The organism is Serratia sp. UGAL515B_01 (assembly GCF_033095805.1).
Classification (GTDB): Bacteria; Pseudomonadota; Gammaproteobacteria; order Enterobacterales; family Enterobacteriaceae; genus Chania.
Map to the genome: position 1 here is coordinate 12,181 of NZ_CP109901.1, position 22,651 is coordinate 34,831.

Genomic DNA, 22,651 nt, shown 5'->3' on the forward strand with positions numbered 1-22,651 from the left:
GGTTTGCCTCGCATTGCGAGGCAAAGTTGTTTGTTCGAATCATTGTGACAGGTTGGTTTATGAGTGCGAATACCGAGGCTCAAGGGAGCGGGCGCGGCCTTGAAGCAGCCAAGTGGTTGATTGTCGCCGTTCTGTTAGTTGTGGCTATCGTCGGTAATTATTACTACCGTGATTTCAGCTTACCATTACGCGCGTTGGCAGTTGTTGTCGTCATCGTTGTTGCTGGCGCAGTGGCGTTGATGACAACGAAAGGCAAAGCCACCGTTGCTTTTGCGCGAGAAGCGCGTACTGAAGTACGTAAAGTGATCTGGCCAACTCGTCAGGAAACGCTACACACCACGTTGATCGTTGCCGCGGTAACTGCCGTGATGTCACTGATTCTGTGGGGCCTGGATGGTATTCTGGTCCGTCTGGTATCGTTTATTACTGGCCTGAGGTTCTAAAATGTCTGAAGCCCCAAAAAAACGTTGGTACGTCGTTCAGGCGTTTTCTGGTTTTGAAGGTCGCGTAGCTCAGTCGCTACGTGAACACATCAAGTTACATGATATGGAAGAGCTGTTCGGCGAAGTCATGGTACCTACTGAAGAAGTGGTTGAAATCCGTGGCGGTCAACGTCGTAAGAGTGAACGCAAGTTCTTTCCAGGCTATGTATTGGTCCAGATGGTAATGAATGACGCCAGCTGGCACTTAGTACGCAGTGTTCCTCGTGTTATGGGCTTCATTGGCGGGACTTCTGATCGTCCTGCGCCGATCAGCGATAAAGAAGTTGATGCGATAATGAATCGGTTGCAGCAAGTGGGTGATAAACCGCGTCCGAAAACGATGTTTGAACCTGGTGAGTTGGTTCGCGTCAATGATGGCCCATTTGCTGATTTCAACGGTGTTGTCGAAGAAGTGGACTACGAGAAGAGCCGCCTAAAAGTATCTGTTTCCATTTTTGGTCGTGCAACGCCCGTAGAACTGGACTTTAGCCAGGTAGAGAAAGCCTGATCAACTCATCAGTAAGACAAGAGGATTTGTGGCTTGTCATAGGCGCGTAATTGAACTACAATTTCGCGCCTTTTGTTTTTAGATACCTGCCTTTAGTGCGGGGTGAAACACGGGGAGCCTCTAAAGAGGCGATACTACCCATACGAGGAAATTTAAATGGCCAAGAAAGTACAAGCCTACGTCAAGCTGCAAGTCGCAGCCGGTATGGCTAACCCGAGCCCACCTGTTGGTCCTGCTTTGGGGCAACAGGGTGTTAACATCATGGAATTCTGTAAGGCGTTCAATGCTAAGACTGACAGCATTGAAAAAGGCCTGCCAATTCCTGTTGTTATTACTGTTTATTCTGATCGCTCCTTCACCTTCGTTACCAAAACTCCGCCAGCAGCAGTACTGCTGAAAAAAGCGGCTGGTATCAAGTCTGGTTCCGGTAAGCCGAACAAAGACAAAGTTGGTAAAGTGACTAGTGCGCAGGTACGTGAAATCGCAGAAACCAAAGCTGCGGACATGACTGGTTCCAACGTTGACGCGATGATTCGCTCAATCGAAGGTACTGCTCGTTCCATGGGCCTGGTAGTGGAGGATTAAGAGATGGCTAAGCTGACCAAGCGCATGCGCGTGATCCGTGACAAAGTTGATGCTACTAAACAGTATGACATCACTGAAGCTGTTGCTCTGCTGAAAGAGCTGGCCACCGCTAAATTCGTAGAAAGCGTTGATGTTGCTGTTAACCTCGGCATCGATGCTCGTAAATCAGACCAAAACGTACGTGGTGCTACCGTTCTGCCACACGGAACTGGTCGTAGCGTCCGCGTTGCCGTATTTACTCAAGGCCCTAACGCTGAAGCTGCTAAAGCAGCAGGCGCAGAGCTGGTAGGTATGGAAGATCTGGCCGATATGATCAAGAAAGGTGAGATGAACTTCGACGTTGTTATTGCTTCTCCGGATGCAATGCGCGTTGTTGGTCAATTAGGCCAGGTTCTGGGTCCACGTGGCCTGATGCCAAACCCGAAAGTGGGTACCGTTACTCCGAACGTTGCTGAAGCAGTGAAAAATGCTAAAGCAGGTCAGGTTCGTTACCGTAACGACAAGAACGGCATCATCCATACCACCATCGGTAAGGTTGATTTCGACGCAGACAAGCTGAAAGAAAACCTGGAAGCCTTGCTGGTTGCGCTGAAAAAAGCAAAACCATCTCAGGCTAAAGGCGTTTACATTAAGAAAGTTAGTCTCTCCACCACCATGGGTGCTGGCGTTGCTATCGATCAAAGCGGCTTGACTGCTGTAGCGAACTAATTACTTTGTAACTATCGCTTTGACTTGGGGTGAGTATTCGCCTAGAATCTTCGGCCCAAGGTTCTGCTGCTAGTAGAACAAAGTTTTTTCGGTTGGAGTCTGGCCTATCCAGACCTCCGTCCAAGACCGCAGGTGTGCTGAAAAGTACTTAATCCTTCCTGCGTAGACGGTGACAGAGCCTAAAGAAATTTTTTCTTTTTATAAAAAGAATGGTCTTTGCTGGATTCTGCTCACCGTGTTAAGCCGCTCGTCACTGCGTGATTATACAAGGTGTTGAGTGAAGTGAGTTCCGGGGAGTTTTCCCCGGCTAATCCAGGAGCAAAAAGCTAATGGCATTAAATCTTCAAGACAAACAAGCGATTGTTGCTGAAGTCAACGAAGTGGCCAAAGGCGCGCTGTCTGCGGTTGTTGCGGATTCTCGCGGCGTTACTGTAGATAAAATGACTGAACTGCGTAAAGCAGGTCGTGAAGCTGGCGTTTACATGCGTGTTGTTCGTAACACTCTGATGCGTCGCGTAGTTGAAGGCACTCCATTTGAATGCCTGAAAGACACGTTTGTCGGTCCTACCTTGATTGCATTCTCCCACGAACACCCGGGCGCTGCTGCCCGTTTGTTCAAAGAGTTCGCGAAAGCGAATGCAAAATTTGAGGTTAAAGCTGCGGCCTTTGAAGGTGAGCTGATCCCTGCGGCACAAATCGACCGCTTGGCAACGCTGCCTACTTACGATGAAGCAATCGCACGCCTGATGGCAACCATGAAAGAAGCCGCTGCCGGCAAATTGGTTCGCACTCTGGCTGCTCTGCGCGATCAGAAAGAAGCTGCATAAGCTGCTCTTTCTTAGCCCTTGCTAACGTATTTAAACTATTTCTGAATTTTAGGAACAATTGTCATGTCTATCACTAAAGACCAAATCCTGGAAGCAGTTGCTGCTATGTCCGTAATGGACGTTGTTGAGCTGGTTTCCGCTATGGAAGAAAAATTCGGTGTTTCTGCTGCAGCTGCCGTAGCTGTTGCTGCCGGCCCAGCTGAAGTTGCTGAAGAAAAAACTGAGTTCGACGTTGTCCTGTCTGCTGCCGGTGCTAACAAAGTTGCTGTTATCAAAGCAGTACGTGGTGCAACCGGTCTGGGTCTGAAAGAAGCTAAAGACCTGGTAGAAGCAGCTCCGACAGTACTGAAAGAAGGCATCAGCAAAGATGACGCTGCTGCTCTGAAAAAATCTCTGGAAGAAGCTGGCGCTTCAGTTGAAGTTAAATAAGTTTAACTTCTCAGAGTACAGTCTGGCTTAACAGACTGATGGCTGGTGACTTTTTGGTCACCAGCCTTTTTGCGCTGTAGGGCGTCAGTAGTGTTTCACACTGTTTGGCTACTGACTAACCACAATATTTCTTTCTATCGACGACTTAATATACTGTCCTCCCTGCTGCAGGCGAATCTGTCGCAAAAGGCAATGAAATGATTTAAGCGTGATAGAAACGAGTATTGCGGAAAGTGTTCCCACTTTCCGGTCGATAAAATGGTGTTGCATGAACTGTCCAAGACCGGATGGACAGAGTGGTTCGACTTTCCAGCGAGCTGAGGAACCCTAATGGTTTACTCCTATACCGAGAAGAAACGTATTCGTAAGGATTTTGGTAAGCGTCCACAAGTGCTGGACATACCCTATCTCCTTTCTATCCAGCTTGACTCGTTCCAGAAGTTTATCGAGCAAGATCCAGAAGGGCAGTACGGCTTAGAGGCCGCATTCCGTTCTGTTTTTCCTATCCAGAGCTACAGTGGCAATTCGGAGCTGCAATACGTTAGCTACCGTCTTGGCGAGCCGGTGTTCGACGTCAAAGAGTGCCAGATCCGTGGCGTGACGTATTCTGCACCGTTGCGTGTAAAACTGCGTCTGGTTATCTACGAGCGCGAAGCACCTGAAGGTACGGTCAAAGACATCAAGGAACAAGAAGTCTATATGGGCGAAATTCCGCTCATGACCGAAAATGGTACCTTTGTAATTAATGGTACTGAGAGGGTTATCGTATCTCAGCTGCACCGCAGCCCAGGTGTGTTCTTCGATAGCGATAAAGGTAAGACACACTCCTCAGGTAAAGTGCTGTATAACGCACGTATCATTCCTTACCGTGGTTCATGGTTGGATTTCGAATTTGATCCGAAAGATAACCTGTTTGTGCGTATTGACCGTCGCCGCAAATTGCCTGCGACTATCATTTTGCGTGCATTGAGCTACACCACAGAACAGATCCTTGAACTGTTCTTCGAAAAAGTTATTTTCGAGATCCGTGATAACAAGCTGCAGATGGAACTGGTTCCAGAACGTCTGCGTGGTGAAACAGCGTCCTTCGATATCGAAGCCAACGGTAAGATCTACGTTGAGAAAGGTCGTCGTATCACTGCTCGTCATATCCGTCAGCTCGAAAAAGACGAAATTCAAAGCATTGAAGTCCCGGTTGAGTACATCGCAGGCAAAGTGGTTGCGAAGGACTATATCGATACCAATACCGGCGAGTTGATTTGTGCTGCCAACATGGAGCTATCGCTGGATCTGCTAGCCAAGCTGAGCCAGTCAGGTCACAAAAGTATCGAAACGCTGTTCACTAACGATCTGGACCACGGTGCGTACATCTCTGAGACCGTACGTGTCGACCCAACCAGCGATCGTCTGAGTGCACTGGTAGAAATCTACCGTATGATGCGCCCAGGTGAGCCGCCAACGCGTGAAGCTGCTGAAAACCTGTTTGAGAACCTGTTCTTCTCTGAAGATCGCTACGATTTGTCTGCGGTTGGTCGTATGAAGTTCAACCGTTCTCTGCTGCGTGATGAGATAGAAGGTTCGGGTATTCTGAGCAAAGACGACATCATTGAAGTGATGAAGAAGCTCATTGATATCCGTAACGGCAAAGGCGAAGTGGATGATATCGATCACTTAGGTAACCGCCGTATCCGTTCCGTTGGTGAAATGGCAGAGAACCAGTTCCGTGTAGGCTTGGTACGTGTTGAGCGTGCGGTTAAAGAGCGTCTGTCTTTGGGCGATCTAGATACCCTTATGCCTCAGGACATGATCAACGCTAAGCCAATCTCGGCAGCGGTGAAAGAGTTCTTCGGCTCCAGCCAGCTTTCTCAGTTTATGGACCAGAACAACCCACTGTCTGAGATTACGCACAAACGTCGTATCTCTGCTCTGGGCCCTGGTGGTCTGACCCGTGAACGTGCCGGCTTTGAAGTTCGTGACGTACATCCGACTCACTATGGTCGTGTATGCCCAATTGAAACGCCGGAAGGTCCAAACATCGGTCTGATCAACTCCTTGTCTGTGTATGCGCAGACTAACGAGTATGGTTTCCTAGAAACTCCGTACCGCCGCGTGCGTGACGGCGTGGTGACCGATGAAATCAACTATCTCTCTGCTATTGAAGAAGGCAACTTTGTTATCGCTCAGGCGAACTCCAACTTGGATGATGAAGGCCGCTTCGAAGAAGATCTGGTTACCTGCCGTAGCAAAGGCGAATCAAGCCTGTTCAGCCGCGATCAGGTTGACTATATGGACGTATCAACCCAGCAGGTTGTCTCCGTTGGTGCTTCACTGATTCCATTCTTGGAACACGATGACGCCAACCGTGCCTTGATGGGTGCGAACATGCAACGTCAGGCGGTTCCAACCCTGCGTGCTGACAAGCCGCTGGTAGGTACCGGTATGGAACGTGCTGTTGCGGTTGACTCCGGTGTTACTGCCGTAGCCAAGCGTGGCGGTGTGATCCAGTATGTGGATGCTTCCCGTATCGTTATCAAAGTTAACGAAGATGAGATGTATCCAGGCGAAGCAGGTATCGATATTTATAACCTGACCAAGTACACCCGTTCCAACCAGAACACCTGTATCAACCAGATGCCGTGTGTGAATCTGGGCGAGCCAATCGAGCGCGGTGACGTGCTGGCAGATGGCCCGTCAACAGACCTGGGCGAACTGGCTCTGGGCCAGAACATGCGCGTAGCGTTCATGCCTTGGAACGGCTACAACTTCGAAGACTCCATCCTGGTCTCCGAGCGTGTGGTACAGGAAGATCGTTTTACCACCATCCACATCCAGGAACTGGCTTGTGTGTCTCGTGACACCAAACTGGGGCCTGAAGAGATCACTGCCGACATTCCTAACGTGGGTGAAGCTGCGCTCTCCAAACTGGATGAATCAGGTATCGTCTACATCGGTGCGGAAGTGACTGGTGGTGACATTCTGGTTGGTAAGGTAACGCCAAAAGGTGAAACCCAACTGACGCCAGAAGAGAAGCTCTTGCGTGCGATCTTCGGTGAGAAAGCGTCTGATGTTAAAGACTCTTCTCTGCGTGTACCAAATGGCGTTTCCGGTACGATTATCGATGTGCAGGTCTTTACCCGCGATGGCGTGGAAAAAGACAAACGCGCGTTGGAAATTGAAGAGATGCAGCTGAAGCAGGCCAAAAAAGACCTGACTGAAGAACTGCAGATCCTGGAGGCGGGCCTGTTCGCGCGTATCCACGCAGTGCTGGTTGCCGGTGGTATTGAAGCGGACAAACTAAGCAAGCTGCCACGCGATCGCTGGTTAGAACTGGGCTTGACCGATGAAGAGAAGCAAAACCAACTGGAACAGTTGGCTGAGCAGTACGACGAACTGAAATCTGACTTTGAGAAAAAGCTGGATGCCAAGCGTCGTAAGATTACTCAAGGTGACGATCTGGCACCAGGCGTGCTGAAAATCGTCAAGGTTTATCTGGCTGTTAAACGTCAGATCCAACCGGGTGACAAGATGGCAGGTCGCCATGGTAACAAGGGTGTTATCTCCAAGATCAACCCGATCGAAGATATGCCTTACGACGAAAACGGTACGCCAGTTGACATCGTATTGAACCCGCTGGGTGTTCCATCACGTATGAACATCGGACAGATCCTGGAAACTCACTTGGGTATGGCTGCCAAAGGTATTGGTGAGAAGATCAACCAAATGCTGAAGCAGCACCAGGAAGTTGCGAAGCTGCGCGAGTTTATCCAGAAGGCTTACGATCTGGGCGATGATGTTTGCCAGAAAGTCGATCTGAGCACCTTCTCCGACGAAGAAGTGATGCGTCTGGCAGAGAACCTGAAAAAAGGTATGCCAATCGCAACGCCGGTCTTCGATGGTGCGAAAGAGACAGAAATCAAGCAATTGCTGGAAATGGGCGGTATCCCGACTTCGGGGCAGATTACGCTGTTTGATGGCCGTACCGGTGAGCAGTTTGAGCGCCAGGTAACCGTAGGCTACATGTACATGCTGAAACTGAACCACTTGGTCGACGATAAGATGCACGCGCGTTCTACCGGTTCTTACAGCTTGGTTACACAGCAACCGCTGGGTGGTAAGGCGCAATTCGGTGGTCAGCGTTTCGGTGAGATGGAAGTGTGGGCGCTGGAAGCATACGGCGCGGCTTACACCTTGCAGGAAATGCTTACCGTTAAGTCGGATGACGTCAACGGCCGTACCAAGATGTACAAAAACATCGTGGATGGCGATCACCGTATGGAACCAGGCATGCCGGAGTCCTTCAACGTATTGTTGAAAGAAATCCGCTCGCTGGGTATCAACATCGAACTGGAAGGCGATTAATCGCTATTTCAGCGCTGGCTCCCGGCCTTAGGGAGCCAGAAGGTGGTTGTTCAGGTCACACGGGTATGCAACTTTATGCCCAATAGATTTCGAGCTGCAGCTCGAAAGATAAAGGACATCGTGTACCCAACAGGTTTAACTCCGACAGGAGCCAATCCGTGAAAGACTTATTGAAGTTTCTGAAAGCGCAAACTAAGACCGAAGAGTTTGATGCTATCAAGATTGCTCTGGCCTCGCCAGACATGATCCGTTCCTGGTCGTTCGGTGAAGTTAAAAAGCCGGAAACCATTAACTACCGTACGTTCAAACCAGAACGTGACGGCCTTTTCTGCGCCCGTATTTTTGGGCCGGTAAAAGATTACGAGTGCCTGTGCGGTAAGTACAAGCGCTTGAAGCACCGCGGCGTAATCTGTGAGAAGTGCGGCGTTGAAGTGACCCAGACCAAAGTGCGCCGTGAGCGTATGGGCCACATCGAGTTGGCTTCCCCAACGGCGCATATCTGGTTCCTGAAATCCCTGCCATCGCGCATCGGTTTGCTGCTGGATATGCCGCTGCGCGATATTGAACGTGTACTGTACTTCGAATCTTATGTGGTTATCGAAGGCGGTATGACCAACCTTGAGCGTCGTCAGATCCTGACTGAAGAGCAGTATCTGGATGCATTGGAAGAGTTCGGTGACGAATTCGACGCCAAGATGGGTGCCGAAGCTATTCAGGCCTTGTTGAAAAACATGGATTTGGAAGCTGAATGCGAGCAACTGCGCGAAGAACTGAACGAAACCAATTCCGAAACCAAGCGTAAGAAGCTGACCAAGCGTATCAAGCTGCTGGAAGCGTTTGTTCAATCTGGTAACAAGCCAGAGTGGATGATCCTGACCGTACTGCCAGTACTGCCGCCGGATCTGCGTCCGCTGGTTCCACTGGATGGTGGCCGTTTCGCGACCTCAGATCTGAACGATCTGTACCGCCGCGTAATCAACCGTAACAACCGTTTGAAGCGCCTGCTGGATCTGGCTGCGCCGGATATCATCGTGCGCAACGAAAAGCGTATGCTGCAAGAAGCGGTAGACGCTCTGCTGGATAACGGCCGCCGCGGTCGTGCGATCACTGGTTCCAACAAGCGTCCGCTGAAATCTTTGGCCGATATGATCAAAGGTAAGCAGGGTCGTTTCCGTCAGAACCTGTTGGGTAAACGCGTTGACTACTCTGGCCGTTCTGTTATCACAGTAGGTCCATATCTGCGTCTGCATCAGTGCGGTCTGCCGAAGAAAATGGCTCTGGAGCTGTTCAAACCGTTCATCTACGGCAAGTTGGAACTGCGTGGCTTGGCCACCACCATCAAAGCCGCCAAGAAAATGGTTGAGCGTGAAGAAGCTGTCGTTTGGGATATCCTGGACGAAGTTATCCGCGAACACCCGGTATTGCTTAACCGTGCACCAACCCTGCACCGTTTGGGTATCCAGGCGTTCGAACCTGTTCTGATCGAAGGTAAAGCGATCCAGCTGCACCCGCTGGTTTGTGCGGCCTATAACGCCGACTTCGATGGTGACCAAATGGCTGTGCACGTACCGCTGACGCTGGAAGCCCAGTTGGAAGCGCGTGCGTTGATGATGTCTACCAACAACATCCTGTCACCAGCGAACGGCGAGCCAATCATCGTTCCTTCTCAGGACGTTGTATTGGGTCTGTACTATATGACTCGTGACTGTGTTAACGCCAAAGGCGAAGGCATGGTTCTGACAGGTCCGAAAGAAGCTGAACGTGTTTATCGCGCCGGTCTGGCCTCTTTACACGCGCGTGTCAAAGTGCGTATTACAGAAGAGATCAAAAATACCGAAGGTGAATCTGTTCATCAGACCAGTATCGTTGATACCACGATTGGCCGCGCCATCTTGTGGATGATCGTACCAAAAGGCTTGCCGTACTCGATCGTTAACCAGTCTTTGGGCAAGAAAGCGATCTCCAAGATGCTTAACACCTGTTACCGCATCCTTGGCTTGAAGCCGACCGTCATCTTTGCTGACCAGATCATGTATACCGGTTTTGCTTACGCCGCCCGTTCAGGTGCATCCGTAGGTATCGATGACATGGTGATCCCAGCGAAAAAAGCGGAGATCATCGAAGAAGCTGAAACCGAAGTTGCCGAGATCCAGGAACAATTCCAGTCTGGTCTGGTCACTGCTGGTGAACGCTATAACAAAGTGATCGATATCTGGGCTGCGGCGAACGAACGCGTTGCCAAAGCGATGATGGAAAACCTGTCGGTTGAAAACGTGGTTAACCGTGACGGTGTGGTCGAGCAGCAGGTTTCCTTCAACAGCATCTTTATGATGGCTGACTCCGGTGCTCGTGGTTCTGCGGCTCAGATCCGTCAGTTGGCGGGTATGCGTGGTCTGATGGCTAAGCCAGACGGCTCAATCATCGAAACGCCAATCACAGCGAACTTCCGTGAAGGTCTGAACGTACTCCAGTACTTCATCTCCACGCACGGTGCTCGTAAAGGTTTGGCGGATACCGCACTGAAAACGGCAAACTCCGGTTATCTGACACGTCGTTTGGTTGACGTGGCGCAGGACCTGGTGGTGACTGAAGACGACTGTGGTACTCACAACGGCATCATGATGACTCCGGTTATCGAAGGTGGTGATGTTAAAGAGCCACTACGTGAGCGTGTACTGGGTCGTGTGACGGCAGAAGAAGTATTGAAGCCGGGGACGGCGGATATTCTTGTTCCACGTAACACCCTGCTGAACGAAAAATGGTGTGACCTGTTAGAAGAGAACTCTGTCGACAGCGTTAAAGTGCGTTCCGTCGTAAGTTGTGAAACCGATTTTGGTGTGTGTGCAAACTGCTATGGTCGCGACCTGGCACGTGGTCATATCATCAACAAAGGTGAAGCCATCGGCGTTATCGCGGCGCAGTCCATCGGTGAGCCGGGCACACAGCTGACGATGCGTACGTTCCACATTGGTGGTGCGGCATCTCGTGCGGCAGCAGAATCCAGCATCCAGGTTAAGAACAAAGGTAATCTGAAGCTGAGCAACGTTAAGTTCGTTATGAACGCGGCAGGCAAGTTGGTTATTACTTCACGTAATACCGAGCTGAAGCTGATCGACGAATTTGGTCGTACCAAAGAAAGCTACAAAGTGCCTTACGGTGCCGTAATGGGCAAAGGTGACGGTGCAGAAGTTAACGGCGGCGAAACCGTTGCTAACTGGGATCCGCACACCATGCCAGTAGTCAGTGAGGTAGGTGGTTTCATTCGCTTTGCCGACATGGTCGATGGCCAGACCATCACCCGTCAGACTGACGAACTCACTGGTTTGTCTTCTCTGGTGGTACTGGATAGCGCAGAGCGTACCGGTAGCGGTAAAGACCTGCGTCCGGCGCTGAAAATCGTTGATGCTAAAGGTGAAGACGTATTGATCCCAGGTACAGACATGCCTGCTCAATACTTCCTGCCGGGTAAAGCGATTGTACAGCTGGAAGATGGTATTCAGATCGGTGCGGGTGATACCTTGGCGCGTATTCCTCAGGAATCTGGCGGTACCAAGGATATTACCGGTGGTCTGCCACGCGTTGCGGATCTGTTCGAAGCACGTCGTCCGAAAGAGCCAGCGATCTTGGCTGAAATCAGCGGGATTATCTCGTTCGGTAAAGAGACCAAAGGCAAACGTCGCCTGGTTATCTCTCCACTGGACGGCAGCGACGCTTACGAAGAGATGATCCCTAAATGGCGTCAGCTCAACGTGTTTGAAGGCGAAATTGTGGAACGTGGTGACGTTGTTTCCGACGGCCCAGAGTCTCCACATGACATTCTGCGCTTGCGTGGTGTGCATGCGGTAACCCGCTACATTACCAACGAAGTGCAGGAAGTTTACCGTCTACAAGGCGTTAAGATAAACGATAAACACATTGAAGTTATCGTTCGTCAGATGTTGCGTAAAGGCACCATCGTTAGCGCTGGTGGCACCGAGTTCCTAGAAGGCGAACAGGCTGAAGTCTCACGTGTCAAGATTGCTAACCGTCAGCTGGCGGCTGAAGGTAAAATCGAGGCAACCTTCTCACGTGACCTGCTGGGTATCACCAAGGCTTCCTTGGCGACCGAGTCCTTTATCTCTGCAGCATCGTTCCAAGAGACAACGCGAGTTCTTACCGAAGCGGCCGTTGCCGGTAAGCGAGATGAACTGCGTGGCCTGAAAGAGAACGTTATCGTTGGCCGTCTGATCCCAGCCGGTACCGGTTACGCTTATCATCAGGATCGTATGCGCCGTAGAGCACAGGGTGAAACGCAAGTTGTTCAGCAGGTGAGTGCTGAAGAAGCAACGGCTAACCTGGCTGAATTGCTGAATGCGGGTAACCTGGGCGGTAACGACGACGAATAAGTCATCGCTATCCCTAGCTGCCGATTGAGCAGCGAATGACAAAAGCCCCGGCTATTCTAGCTGGGGCTTTTTGTTTTACAGTGCTGTAAAGCATAAAAAACGGGATAGGTATGGATACCTCAACAACAACTAATCACGCATCTTCCACTCGTAGCGATTTAACCTTACAAATGTTTACTGAACTGTTTGGCACGGCATACCGCTATAGCGTATAGCGGTATGCCGTGGGTTATCAGGTTGCCAGCGTTGTCGGTAGCGTTTTCACTCCGTTTATCGCCGTCTTGTTGGTCGAGTTTATGCTTGGCATTTGGTGGCGGCTTATCTGGCAATATGATGCCTGCTTTCAGCCATTGTTGGCATAAGAATGAAGCCTCAGAACACAGACTGAAGTCGTTTCGGATAGCACGAGCAAACAAGAAACCGGGAACGTGTGGAGTATCTCCACACGACCCGGTGTTGGGTTAGGCAAGGTTATCAAGAGAGGAGATAACCTTGGTTGGTTTCGGGTTTGATAACCAACATCGCCACTATAGCGATAATGATTTTTCGCACCAGCCTGCCTTTTTTGCTTTGCGTAGCATTCCTCACGCTATTGGGGGAGGTTTGTAATCGTTACAGGCGGTTGCGCAGCGCGTCCCAAATAGTCATCCCAATCCTTCCATACCGGCTGTAATCCGGCAGTTTGAATCGCCTGTGCCACCTGCTGAGGTGTGCGGCTGTCATGTGGTTCAAATTGCTCCAACTGGGGGGGAACATCGTCAGCGTATCCGCCCGGTTGTGTTTTCGAACCAGCGCTTACGCTGTTGATCGCCACCGGGATCATATGATCGCGGAACAAGGATGATTCCCGGGTTGATAATGAAATCTCAACATCTGGAGCGAGCAATCGGAAAGCGCAGATTAATTGCATCAGTTCCGGCTCGTTTATGAGGGAAGCAGGCTCAATACCACCAGTACAAGGTCGCAGCCGCGGGAAGGAGATCGAGTAGCGGCTCTGCCAGTAAGTTTGTTGCAAATAGAGCAGATGTTCCGCCAGCAGATAGCAGTCGGCACGCCAACTGCTAGAAAGCCCGATCAGCGCTCCTAAGCCGATCTTGTCGATCCCGGCGCGGCCTAATCGATCCGGGGTGGCTAACCGCCAATTAAAGTCCTGTTTTTGCCCGTGCAGATGGTGCCGTTGGTAGGTTGCAGGATGATAGGTTTCCTGGTAAACCAAAACGCCATCCAATCCAAGCGCTTTTAGCTCGACATACTCTTCCTGAGCCAGCGGCTGAACTTCCATCATCAATGAACTGAAATGACGACGAATAGTGGGGATATGCTGACGAAAGTAGTCCATGCCGACTTTACGCTGGTGTTCACCGGTAACCAGCAGCAGATGGTCAAACCCCAGTGCCTTGATTGCCGCGCATTCCCGTTCGATCTCTTCTGAGTTCAACGTCTTGCGTTTAAGTTGGTTACTCATTGAGAAACCACAGTAAGTACAGTCGTTGGCACACAGATTAGAGAGGTATAACGGTACGTAAAAACTCACTACGTTACCAAAACGTTGGCGTGTGAGTTGCTGTGCACGCTGCGCTAAAGGTTCAAGATAAGGTGTGGCGGCGGGTGAAATAAGCGCCATGAAATCATCCCGCGTGAGCTTTTCTGCATTGAGTGCATTTTCAACATCGCATATAGTTTTGCTGTTGATGCCAAGCTGGATATCATCCCAATTAAGCTGTTGTAAACGCTGATTAAAATCATCTTGCATCAGAAGCCTCCGTGTGGCTGAGGAAAGCGGTTAGCGGGCTGGATGCGACAGCGCTCCGTTGTTGGCTGCCTAGGCCAGCGCGGTAGGCTAACTCACCAGACTCAACAGCCAAACGGAAGGCCTGGGCCATTTTTACCGGGTCGCGTGCTACCGCGATGGCGGTGTTGACTAACACCGCATCCGCGCCCAATTCCATAGCCTCTAACGCGTGACTGGGTGCACCAATTCCGGCATCGACTACGACGGGAACCTTTGCCTGCTCGATAATGATCTTTAGGAAATCGCGGGTAAGTAGCCCTCGATTAGACCCTATCGGTGCGCCTAATGGCATCACGGCTGCACAGCCTACTTCTTCCAGCCGTTTACACAAAACCGGGTCGGCACCACAATATGGCAACACCACGAACCCTTCTTTAACCAGCGTTTCTGCTGCTTTCAGGGTTTCGACCGGGTCTGGTAGCAGATATTTTGCATCTGGATGAATTTCCAGTTTCACCCAGTGAGTTCCCAATGCCTCACGTGCCAGCCGAGCGGCAAATAACGCTTCTTCAGCGGTCTTGGCCCCAGAAGTATTCGGTAATAGCCGTACGCCCAACTGTTGCAGCGGTGTCAGAATGGCATCGTTACCGTTACGCAGATCGACGCGTTTCATCGCCATGGTCACTAACTGAGAGCCTGATGCTTGCAGGGATGCCAACATCAAATCTGACGAAGCGAATTTCCCTGTGCCGGTAAATAGGTGTGAAGTAAAAGTAGTATCGGCGATTTGTAGCATGTTAGCCCCCTGCAATCGCTTGAAATAGCAGAATATCATCACCGTCTTGCACGTAGCGGGTTGCCCAGTCTATACGTGGAATGATGACCTGGTTTATCGCCAATGCGGTGCCTGGCTGGTGGCGTTGCAATTGCTCAAGTAAGGCCAGTATGCTCAAGGGGTTTTCCAACTCCAGTGGTTGGTCATTCAGCATAATATTCATACCGAACCTCCACAGATGTTACAGGCAGTGGCTTTGCTCAGTTGTAGCGTGTGCCAGCTTTGCTGCTTGCCGTCGAATAATCGCAGTTTGCCGCTAAGGTAAGAAGGTAGGCCTGCCAACATTTTGATTGCCTCCAGTGCCTGGAGCGTACCAATAACACCAACGACCGGGCCGAGTACACCGGCTGTACGGCAATTACGTTGTGGTTCAGTTTGCTCGGGATAGAGACAGGCATAACAGCCCTGAATATAGGGAGGTTCAATAACCAGCAATTGGCCGCTGAACCCCACTGCGCTGCCGCTAATTAAAGGCACACCCGCGTTAAAACAAGCCGCATTAACTGCATGTCGGGTTGCCATGTTATCGCTGCAGTCGAGTACCAGATCGGCACGCCTAACGGCCTCACTCAGTCTTGAACCTTCAAGGCGTTGTTCCAATGCGATGCATTGCACCAGCGGGTTGAGTGCCTGTAAATCACGTTGTGCAAGTTGGGCTTTGCTGTTGTTGATGTCGGCAGTCCGATAGAGGATTTGCCGCTGCAAATTAGTGATATGTAGTTTGTCATCATCAGCCAACAATAAATTACCCACACCGGCTGCGGCAAGATACAACGCGGCCGGAGAGCCAAGCCCGCCCAGGCCGACGATGAGTACCGTCGCCTGTTTCAGGTTATGCTGCCCTTCGGGGCCAATTTCTTCGAGCAACAATTGGCGGCTGTAACGCAGAAACTCTTGGTCACTCTGCATTGCATGGTTCCTTACCTTCAATAAGTTGCAGCAACTGCGCTGTAGCAGCACGCCAGTTAGATGCTTGAGTAATGGCGCTGACTACGGCAACACTGCCAACGCCGCAGGCCAGTACGGCTGGCACTCGTTCAATACTGATCCCGCCAATCGCTACCGTTGGGTAATCTTGCAATCCGGCGAGGTGGCGTTTGAGTTCGACTAGGCCTTGAGGTGCTGAAGACATCTCTTTGGTTTGTGTCGGGAAAATATGCCCTAGCGCAATATAGGAGGGTTTCACGGCGATAGCTCTAGCCAGCTCAGCGTCATCGTGGGTAGAAACGCCTAAACGTAAGCCTGCTCGGTGGATTGCAGCCAGATCGGCAGTATCCAAATCCTCCTGCCCCAGATGTACGCCATAGGCATCATGCTTGATCGCCAACCGCCAGTAATCGTTGATAAACAATCTAGCTTGGTAACGTTTGCCAAGAGCGATGGCGGCAGCAACATCAGCCTCTACCTGTTCGTCTGTCTTATCCTTGATGCGTAACTGGATGGTCGTAACGCCAGCATCCAACAGACGGACGATCCACTCAATACTCTCAACTACTGGGTATAGGCCCAGCCTGTGTGGCGTAGTGGGGAAGGGAGGGGTGATTTTAATCATTATTAGTCTCCTCCTGGAGATTGGACGCACTGTGGTAAAGCTCGCTGCCCCGCGAGCGGAACTCAACAGACATTTTTTCCATCCCGCTTAACTGGACTTCCGCTGTTTCTGCCGCTGTCTGGGTAGCTGCATAGTCACGGACTTCCTGTGAAATTTTCATTGAACAGAATTTTGGCCCGCACATTGAGCAGAAATGAGCAATCTTGCCTGATTCTTGCGGCAATGTTTCATCGTGGTAAGCGCGTGCGGTTAGAGGGTCCAACGCCAGGTTGAACTGATCTTCCCAGCGGAATTCAAATCGTGCCTTTGACATGGCGTTATCACGGATCTGTGCCCCTGGGTGGCCCTTTGCCAGATCGGCAGCATGAGCAGCGATTTTGTAGGCGATAAGTCCCTGTTTCACATCTTCTTTGTTCGGCAAACCCAAGTGTTCTTTCGGCGTCACGTAGCACAGCATTGCACAACCGAACCAGCCGATCATCGCGGCACCAATGCCAGAAGTGAAATGGTCGTAACCCGGTGCAATATCGGTAGTCAAGGGGCCCAGCGTATAGAATGGCGCTTCGTGGCAATGCTCCAGTTCTTCGGTCATATTGCGGCGGATCATATGCATGGGGATATGTCCTGGGCCTTCGATCATGACCTGTACATCGTATTCCCAGGCTATTTGAGTCAATTCGCCTAAAGTATGTAATTCGGCAAACTGTGCTTCATCATTGGCGTCCTGAATTGAGCCTGGGCGCAGACCATCGCCGAGCGACAGCGCAACATCGTAAGCGGCGCAAATTTCGCAGATCTCGCGGAAGTGTTGATAGAGGAAATTTTCCTGATGATGGGATAGGCACCATTTGGCCATAATTGAACCGCCGCGTGACACGATACCGGTCAAACGCTTGGCGGTCATTGGCACATAACGCAGTAGTACCCCTGCATGGATAGTGAAGTAATCCACGCCTTGCTCGGCCTGTTCTAACAGCGTATCGCGGAACATTTCCCAAGTCAGGTTTTCTGCTACACCGTTCACTTTTTCCAGCGCCTGATAGATGGGAACTGTGCCAATCGGCACCGGGCTGTTACGCAGGATCCATTCGCGCGTTTCATGGATATAGCGGCCAGTGGAGAGGTCCATCACGGTGTCAGCGCCCCAGCGAGTCGACCATACCAGCTTTTCCACTTCTTCTTCGATTGAGGAACTCACCGCTGAGTTACCGATATTGGCATTCACCTTGACCAGGAAATTACGGCCAATAATCATCGGCTCAGATTCTGGGTGGTTAATATTGGCAGGAATGATGGCACGACCAGCAGCCACTTCCTGGCGTACAAACTCCGGCGTGATATTTTCCGGAAGGTTAGCTCCCCAATTTTGGCCAGGGTGTTGTTGGCGTAACACCTTGCTGCGAATGCGTTCACGCCCCATATTTTCGCGGATGGCGATGAACTCCATCTCTGGCGTAATAATACCGGCACGTGCGTAGTGCAGCTGCGTTACGCATTTACCCACCAGTGCTTTGCGTGGTAGCGGCAGGTTTTCAAAACGCAGATGATCCAATCCTTCATCCGCCAGCCGCTGTTGAGTGAAACCAGAGCTAACGCCGGTTAACGTTTGTGTATCCGCACGCTCAGCGATCCAGCCCGCGCGTATTTTTTTCAGGCCATGGTGAACATCCAGAGTCTGTTGCGGATCGCCATAAGGACCAGAGGTATCGTATACCTGAATGGCTTCATTCTGTTCGTACAGTGGATAGTCTTTACTGCCACCAATCAGCGTTGGGCTAAGCTGAATTTCCCGCATTGGGACCTGTATGTCGCTTCGCGATCCTGCAAGATAAATACGACGAGAATTGGGGGATGTCACACCTTGCAGAGAGGCAATGAAAGACTGCGCATCATCGCGCTGTTCTTTACGGGAACGGGTTTTTTTCACAGTAGACATAGCAAATTCCTATCAGTGTGGTGATGTTCGGAAAATTGCTTGTCTGGAGCTCGGAGGGAGTAATGGTGTTGGCCGGTGAGGCAGAGGGCCCTTTGGTGGGCATTGCACCTATGGCGATAAATTACTCTTGTTCCCTTCGCGGGTATTAACCCGATCAGGTTCCGCGGATCCCGAATTAACGGTCTCAGCCTGGCCGATTTAATGGAAAATCAACGCTAGGCACTCCGACAAGAGCACTCAGTATAGAAGGGAGAATAAAAACTACAAGCTTGCCCTTCATCTTTCACACTGCAGTTGTGCTGCAGTGCAAAAGATATTGGGCAAAGTGTAAATCAGGCAGGATGTTGCGCCGTTCCTGTATTAGTTGCGTCGGGATTTCCCTGTTGCCAGGTTTCTGCAGCGAGCTGAATTAACTGATCTTCCAATGCAAAACGTGAAGCCAGCGCTTCGCCGACATTCGACAATGCTTGATTGAGTTCTTGCAACACATTCTGATCGAGTTCGATTTCGCTAAAGCGATCGTGAAATTCCATCACGCTTTCAGTATTGGCTTGTAACTTGGGGTAAAACTTGGTGGCCAGTGCCATTTTGGGGCTGGCAGAACCTTCTACTTGTTTGATAATTTTGCCATAGATGTGAAAATGCCCGGCAGAAAGATAATCCACCAGATGATAGCAAAAGTTATCGAGCGCTTTTTCATTCAGCGGTTTATGCTTTTCTTTGTTGGGTTTTATGCCGGCTAAGGTGCAATAGGCGATCAGCAACTGTTTACGTGCTTGTAGCCATTGATCGACTAATTCGTTACTGCCACCAACGCGTTGAGTCAGGCTTTCCAGTCGGTTGAGCATAGTTGACTCCGTAGTAATAGAAAGACACGGTAAGTTATTAAAATGTAACAAGCCCATCTCTAGATTGCCAGTGAAGCAGAGGTTGTGCAACAACATATGGAACTTGCGTTAACGGGTAATGAAAATGGCTGGTGGATCATCAGCCATGAAAGCAAAATTTGGTTACCAAATGGTGAACTTCCGTTTGGTTCTTCCGCATCATTTTCACTCCAGGGCCAATTGACACGCCAGATTGGCGAATGGGAAGGCGCAACCGTTTGGTTGATACGCAAGTTAATGCCGAGTGATATGGGCTCGGTGAGACAATTGCTCGATCTTGATCGCGGCCTTTTCCAACTGGCCGGGCGCGGTGTGCAATTGGCAGATTTTTATCGTTCGCATAAGTTCTGTGGTTATTGCGGACACGAAATGCATCTTAGCCGTACCGAGAGTGCCTGCCTGTGTAATCACTGTCGTGAACGTTACTACCCGCAGATTGCGCCCTGCGTGATTGTCGCTATTCGTCGTCAGGATGAGATCCTGCTGGCTCAACACGTTCGCCATCGTGGAGGCATACATACGGTACTGGCAGGGTTTGTGGAGGTTGGCGAAACGCTGGAACAAGCTGTGGCGCGTGAAGTCATGGAAGAGAGCAATATTGCTATCACCAATCTGCGTTACGTGACTTCCCAGCCTTGGCCGTTCCCGCATTCATTGATGATGGCATTCATGGCCGATTATCACAGCGGAGAAGTGCGTCACGATCCGAAAGAGTTACTTAATGCGGGTTGGTATCGTTATGATCAACTACCGATGTTACCGCCGCCAGGTACCGTGGCGCGTCGTCTGATAGAGGACACGGTGGCGCTGTGCCGGGCAGAATAAGGTACAATGGCGGCAGATTATCAAGGGAGCCCAATAATGAATGAGTTGAAGAACGATCGCTACCTGCGTGCCTTACTGCGCCAGCCGGTGGATATTACCCCTGTATGGATGATGCGCCAGGCCGGTCGTTACTTGCCGGAGTATAAGGCTACCCGTGCGCAGGCCGGTGATTTTATGTCATTGTGCAAAAATGCCGAGCTGGCGTGTGAAGTGACATTACAACCACTGCGTCGCTATGCGCTGGATGCCGCTATTCTGTTCTCAGATATCCTCACTATTCCTGATGCCATGGGGCTTGGGCTCTATTTTGAGGCAGGCGAGGGGCCACGTTTTTCAGCCCCGATCACTTGCCGTGCAGATGTTGAAAAACTGCCGCTGTTTGATCCGGAAGATGAACTGGGCTATGTGATGAATGCTGTTCGTACCATTCGTCGCGAGCTCAAAGGGGAAGTGCCCTTGATTGGTTTCTCCGGTAGCCCGTGGACACTGGCCACCTATATGGTTGAGGGGGGCAGCAGTAAGGCGTTCACCAAGCTGAAAAAAATGATGTACGCTGAGCCACAGACGCTTCATCTGTTGTTGGACAAGCTGGCGGACAGCGTCATTCTCTATCTCAATGCCCAGATCAGAGCCGGAGCGCAGTCCGTGATGGTGTTTGATACCTGGGGTGGCGTGTTGACGGGCCGTGATTACCGTGAGTTTTCTTTGCACTACATGCATAAAATCGTTGATGGTTTGCTGCGTGAAAACGATGGGCGCCGGGTTCCGGTGACCCTGTTCACCAAAGGGGGAGGCCAATGGCTGGAGGCTATGGCGGCCACTGGTTGTGATGCGCTGGGTTTGGATTGGACAACCGATATTGCTGATGCTCGTCACCGTGTTGGCGACAAAGTTGCGTTACAAGGTAATATGGACCCTTCCATGTTGTATGCTGCACCGCAACGCATCGAACAGGAGGTAGAAACTATTCTGGCTGGTTTTGGCCACGGTGAAGGTCATGTCTTTAACCTTGGGCACGGAATTCATCAGGATGTGCCACCTGAGCATGCGGGTGCATTTGTTGACGCAGTTCATGCGCTTTCGGCTAAATACCACCGTTGAACCTTTGGAGAGACGCAGTGATAGACACACAGGCTCTGCGTACGGAACAACAACTGCGTGCAGGAGAAATCATCCGTCATGATGATTTTTTGCAAAATCCGCCAGCATATATTGCCGGTGCGGATGTTGGATTTGAACAGGAAGGCTCGGTAACGCGTGCTGCTATTGCTATCTTGCGTTACCCTTCGCTGGAACTGGTGGAATATCGTATAGCGCGTATTAATACCTGCATGCCTTATATCCCAGGTTTTCTCTCGTTTCGCGAGTATCCAGCGTTGCTTGCCGCTTGGGAGCAACTAGAACGTAAACCCGATCTTGTTTTTGTTGATGGGCACGGTATCTCTCACCCAAGGCGTTTAGGGGTTGCAAGCCACTTTGGTCTGCTGGTGGATGTACCAACCATTGGCGTTGCGAAAAAACGCTTATGCGGTGAGTTTTCCCCATTGGACGCCGCCGCCGGTGCGTTAACAGTGTTGGAAGATAAGGGCGAGCAACTGGGATGGGTATGGCGCAGCAAAGCACGCTGTAACCCACTTTTTATCTCGACGGGGCACCGTGTTGGTGCCGTAAGTGCTTTGGCCTGGGTGCAGCATTGTATGGCCGGTTATCGCTTGCCAGAACCCACCCGTTGGGCTGATGCTATCGCTTCACACCGTCCTGCTTTTGTGCGCTGGTTACAGCAGCATCCAGAGGTGTCGCAATGAATGATTTCGGGTACACTGCGCGGCAGATAACGAGTAAGAGAGTAGACAATGCTACGTAACCCAATTCATTTACGCTTGGAAAAGCTGGAAAGCTGGCAACATTTGACCTTTATGGCCTGTCTGTGCGAGCGTATGTACCCGAATTACCAGATGTTCTGCCTGCAAACGGAGTTTGGCGATCCGGCGGTTTATCGTCGTATTCTGGATCTGATATGGGAGACGTTGGTGGTGAAAGACGCTAAGGTCAATTTTGACAGTCAACTGGAAAAGTTGGAAGAAGCGATCCCGTCGGCTGACGATTACGATCTTTACGGTGTCTATCCGGCAATAGATGCTTGTATTGCATTGGGAGAACTGATCCATTCACGCCTCAGTGGCGAGACGTTGGAACACGCTATCACTATCAGCGAAACGTCAATTCGCACTGTGGCAATGTTGGAAATGACTCAGGCCGGTAAAGAAATGACCGATGAAGAACTGAAAATTCTGCCTGCCGTTGAGGAAGAATGGGACATTCAATGGGAAATTTTCCGCCTGTTGGCTGCCTGTGAAGAACGTGATCTGGATTTGATCAAAGGGTTACGATCTGACCTGCGTGAGGCTGCGGTAAGTAATATTGGGATAAATTTAACGCAATAACGCAATAAAACGTGATTTAACGTCTGATTTGTCGTGCCTTAAGGCTTCACATCCGCACCCTGTCTGGTCTACATTTGGGGGGCGAAAAAAAAGTGGCTATCGGTGCGTGTATGCAGGAGAGTGCTGTCCATCGGCATATCCGTCGCACTCGATGCTT

Annotated in this window: 19 protein-coding genes, 1 pseudogene and 1 riboswitch; of the genes and pseudogenes, 13 read left to right on the forward strand and 7 right to left on the reverse strand. The window is 50.8% G+C overall.

Annotated elements, in window-relative coordinates; translation table 11 throughout:
• The first annotated feature begins 59 nt into the window (after positions 1-59).
• The 9 genes and pseudogenes from secE to OK023_RS00375 all read left to right on the forward strand — a co-directional run.
• Positions 60-443 carry a preprotein translocase subunit SecE gene (gene secE, locus OK023_RS00335; protein ID WP_317694217.1) on the forward strand — a complete coding sequence of 128 codons (384 nt, stop codon included), beginning with the start codon at positions 60-62 and terminating at the stop codon, positions 441-443.
• Between the two features lies 1 nt (position 444).
• Positions 445-990, forward strand: a complete 546-nt coding sequence (gene nusG / locus OK023_RS00340; RefSeq protein ID WP_317694218.1) for a transcription termination/antitermination protein NusG — start codon at positions 445-447, stop codon at positions 988-990.
• Positions 991-1,146: 156 nt separating this feature from the next.
• Positions 1,147-1,575, forward strand: coding sequence for a 50S ribosomal protein L11 (gene rplK, locus OK023_RS00345; protein WP_317694219.1), 429 nt, complete (start codon positions 1,147-1,149; stop codon positions 1,573-1,575).
• 3 nt (positions 1,576-1,578) lie between these two features.
• Positions 1,579-2,283, forward strand: coding sequence for a 50S ribosomal protein L1 (gene rplA / locus OK023_RS00350; RefSeq protein ID WP_317694220.1), 705 nt, complete (start codon positions 1,579-1,581; stop codon positions 2,281-2,283).
• A 329-nt stretch (positions 2,284-2,612) separates the two neighbouring features.
• On the forward strand, positions 2,613-3,110 hold the full coding sequence (rplJ, locus tag OK023_RS00355; RefSeq protein WP_317694221.1) for a 50S ribosomal protein L10: 498 nt from the start codon (positions 2,613-2,615) through the stop codon (positions 3,108-3,110).
• Positions 3,111-3,173: 63 nt separating this feature from the next.
• Complete coding sequence (gene rplL / locus OK023_RS00360) at positions 3,174-3,539, forward strand: 50S ribosomal protein L7/L12 (RefSeq protein ID WP_317694222.1); 366 nt, start codon at positions 3,174-3,176, stop codon at positions 3,537-3,539.
• 330 nt (positions 3,540-3,869) lie between these two features.
• Complete coding sequence (gene rpoB / locus OK023_RS00365; protein ID WP_317694223.1) at positions 3,870-7,898, forward strand: DNA-directed RNA polymerase subunit beta; 4,029 nt, start codon at positions 3,870-3,872, stop codon at positions 7,896-7,898.
• A 158-nt stretch (positions 7,899-8,056) separates the two neighbouring features.
• A complete protein-coding gene (rpoC, locus tag OK023_RS00370) occupies positions 8,057-12,283 on the forward strand; it encodes a DNA-directed RNA polymerase subunit beta' (protein ID WP_317694224.1) in 4,227 nt (1,408 codons plus the stop codon).
• A 170-nt stretch (positions 12,284-12,453) separates the two neighbouring features.
• A pseudogene (locus OK023_RS00375) lies at positions 12,454-12,617 on the forward strand (MFS transporter); the annotation flags it as partial.
• Between the two features lie 255 nt (positions 12,618-12,872).
• Here the strand turns inward: OK023_RS00375 and thiH are convergent.
• The 7 genes from thiH to rsd all read right to left on the reverse strand — a co-directional run bounded on the left by thiH (position 12,873) and on the right by rsd (position 19,186).
• On the reverse strand, positions 12,873-14,036 hold the full coding sequence (gene thiH / locus OK023_RS00380; RefSeq protein WP_317694225.1) for a 2-iminoacetate synthase ThiH: 1,164 nt from the start codon (positions 14,034-14,036) through the stop codon (positions 12,873-12,875).
• Positions 14,026-14,811, reverse strand: a complete 786-nt coding sequence (locus OK023_RS00385; RefSeq protein WP_317694227.1) for a thiazole synthase — start codon at positions 14,809-14,811, stop codon at positions 14,026-14,028. The genes thiH and OK023_RS00385 overlap by 11 nt, the downstream gene beginning before the upstream one ends.
• 1 nt (position 14,812) lies before the next feature.
• On the reverse strand, positions 14,813-15,013 hold the full coding sequence (thiS, locus tag OK023_RS00390) for a sulfur carrier protein ThiS (protein WP_317694228.1): 201 nt from the start codon (positions 15,011-15,013) through the stop codon (positions 14,813-14,815).
• Complete coding sequence (locus OK023_RS00395) at positions 15,010-15,759, reverse strand: HesA/MoeB/ThiF family protein (RefSeq protein ID WP_317694229.1); 750 nt, start codon at positions 15,757-15,759, stop codon at positions 15,010-15,012. The genes thiS and OK023_RS00395 overlap by 4 nt, the downstream gene beginning before the upstream one ends.
• Positions 15,749-16,402: a thiamine phosphate synthase gene (thiE, locus tag OK023_RS00400; protein WP_317694230.1), complete on the reverse strand. Its 654-nt coding sequence runs from the start codon at positions 16,400-16,402 to the stop codon at positions 15,749-15,751. Before thiE ends, OK023_RS00395 begins: the two co-directional genes overlap by 11 nt.
• Entirely contained in the window at positions 16,395-18,338 is a 1,944-nt protein-coding gene (thiC, locus tag OK023_RS00405) for a phosphomethylpyrimidine synthase ThiC (protein WP_317694231.1), read from the reverse strand. Before thiC ends, thiE begins: the two co-directional genes overlap by 8 nt.
• 114 nt (positions 18,339-18,452) lie before the next feature.
• Positions 18,453-18,575, reverse strand: a riboswitch (TPP riboswitch).
• A 95-nt stretch (positions 18,576-18,670) separates the two neighbouring features.
• Entirely contained in the window at positions 18,671-19,186 is a 516-nt protein-coding gene (gene rsd / locus OK023_RS00410; protein WP_317694232.1) for a sigma D regulator, read from the reverse strand.
• A 96-nt stretch (positions 19,187-19,282) separates the two neighbouring features.
• Between rsd and nudC the strand changes: the two genes are divergently transcribed.
• From nudC to OK023_RS00430, 4 genes are read left to right on the forward strand one after another with little or no spacing between them, the layout of a single operon-like run.
• Positions 19,283-20,050: an NAD(+) diphosphatase gene (gene nudC, locus OK023_RS00415; RefSeq protein WP_317697429.1), complete on the forward strand. Its 768-nt coding sequence runs from the start codon at positions 19,283-19,285 to the stop codon at positions 20,048-20,050.
• Between the two features lie 36 nt (positions 20,051-20,086).
• Positions 20,087-21,151: a uroporphyrinogen decarboxylase gene (gene hemE, locus OK023_RS00420; protein WP_317694233.1), complete on the forward strand. Its 1,065-nt coding sequence runs from the start codon at positions 20,087-20,089 to the stop codon at positions 21,149-21,151.
• Positions 21,152-21,168: 17 nt separating this feature from the next.
• Positions 21,169-21,855, forward strand: a complete 687-nt coding sequence (nfi, locus tag OK023_RS00425) for a deoxyribonuclease V (protein WP_317694234.1) — start codon at positions 21,169-21,171, stop codon at positions 21,853-21,855.
• Between the two features lie 48 nt (positions 21,856-21,903).
• Complete coding sequence (locus OK023_RS00430; protein ID WP_317694235.1) at positions 21,904-22,494, forward strand: YjaG family protein; 591 nt, start codon at positions 21,904-21,906, stop codon at positions 22,492-22,494.
• The last annotated feature ends 157 nt before the right edge of the window (positions 22,495-22,651 follow it).

Bases quoted from the DNA above. Each gene is read 5' to 3' on its own strand.
- rpoB (WP_317694223.1), top strand. From the start codon at position 3,870: ATGGTTTACTCCTATACCGAGAAGAAACGTATTCGTAAGGATTTTGGT.
- thiE (WP_317694230.1), bottom strand. From the start codon at position 16,402: ATGATTAAAATCACCCCTCCCTTCCCCACTACGCCACACAGGCTGGGC.
- rplL (WP_317694222.1), top strand. From the start codon at position 3,174: ATGTCTATCACTAAAGACCAAATCCTGGAAGCAGTTGCTGCTATGTCC.
- thiS (WP_317694228.1), bottom strand. From the start codon at position 15,013: ATGAATATTATGCTGAATGACCAACCACTGGAGTTGGAAAACCCCTTG.
- nusG (WP_317694218.1), top strand. From the start codon at position 445: ATGTCTGAAGCCCCAAAAAAACGTTGGTACGTCGTTCAGGCGTTTTCT.
- secE (WP_317694217.1), top strand. From the start codon at position 60: ATGAGTGCGAATACCGAGGCTCAAGGGAGCGGGCGCGGCCTTGAAGCA.
- rsd (WP_317694232.1), bottom strand. From the start codon at position 19,186: ATGCTCAACCGACTGGAAAGCCTGACTCAACGCGTTGGTGGCAGTAAC.
- rplK (WP_317694219.1), top strand. From the start codon at position 1,147: ATGGCCAAGAAAGTACAAGCCTACGTCAAGCTGCAAGTCGCAGCCGGT.
- rplA (WP_317694220.1), top strand. From the start codon at position 1,579: ATGGCTAAGCTGACCAAGCGCATGCGCGTGATCCGTGACAAAGTTGAT.
- OK023_RS00395 (WP_317694229.1), bottom strand. From the start codon at position 15,759: ATGCAGAGTGACCAAGAGTTTCTGCGTTACAGCCGCCAATTGTTGCTC.
- thiH (WP_317694225.1), bottom strand. From the start codon at position 14,036: ATGCAAGATGATTTTAATCAGCGTTTACAACAGCTTAATTGGGATGAT.
- thiC (WP_317694231.1), bottom strand. From the start codon at position 18,338: ATGTCTACTGTGAAAAAAACCCGTTCCCGTAAAGAACAGCGCGATGAT.
- OK023_RS00385 (WP_317694227.1), bottom strand. From the start codon at position 14,811: ATGCTACAAATCGCCGATACTACTTTTACTTCACACCTATTTACCGGC.
- rplJ (WP_317694221.1), top strand. From the start codon at position 2,613: ATGGCATTAAATCTTCAAGACAAACAAGCGATTGTTGCTGAAGTCAAC.
- nudC (WP_317697429.1), top strand. From the start codon at position 19,283: ATGGAACTTGCGTTAACGGGTAATGAAAATGGCTGGTGGATCATCAGC.
- OK023_RS00430 (WP_317694235.1), top strand. From the start codon at position 21,904: ATGCTACGTAACCCAATTCATTTACGCTTGGAAAAGCTGGAAAGCTGG.
- hemE (WP_317694233.1), top strand. From the start codon at position 20,087: ATGAATGAGTTGAAGAACGATCGCTACCTGCGTGCCTTACTGCGCCAG.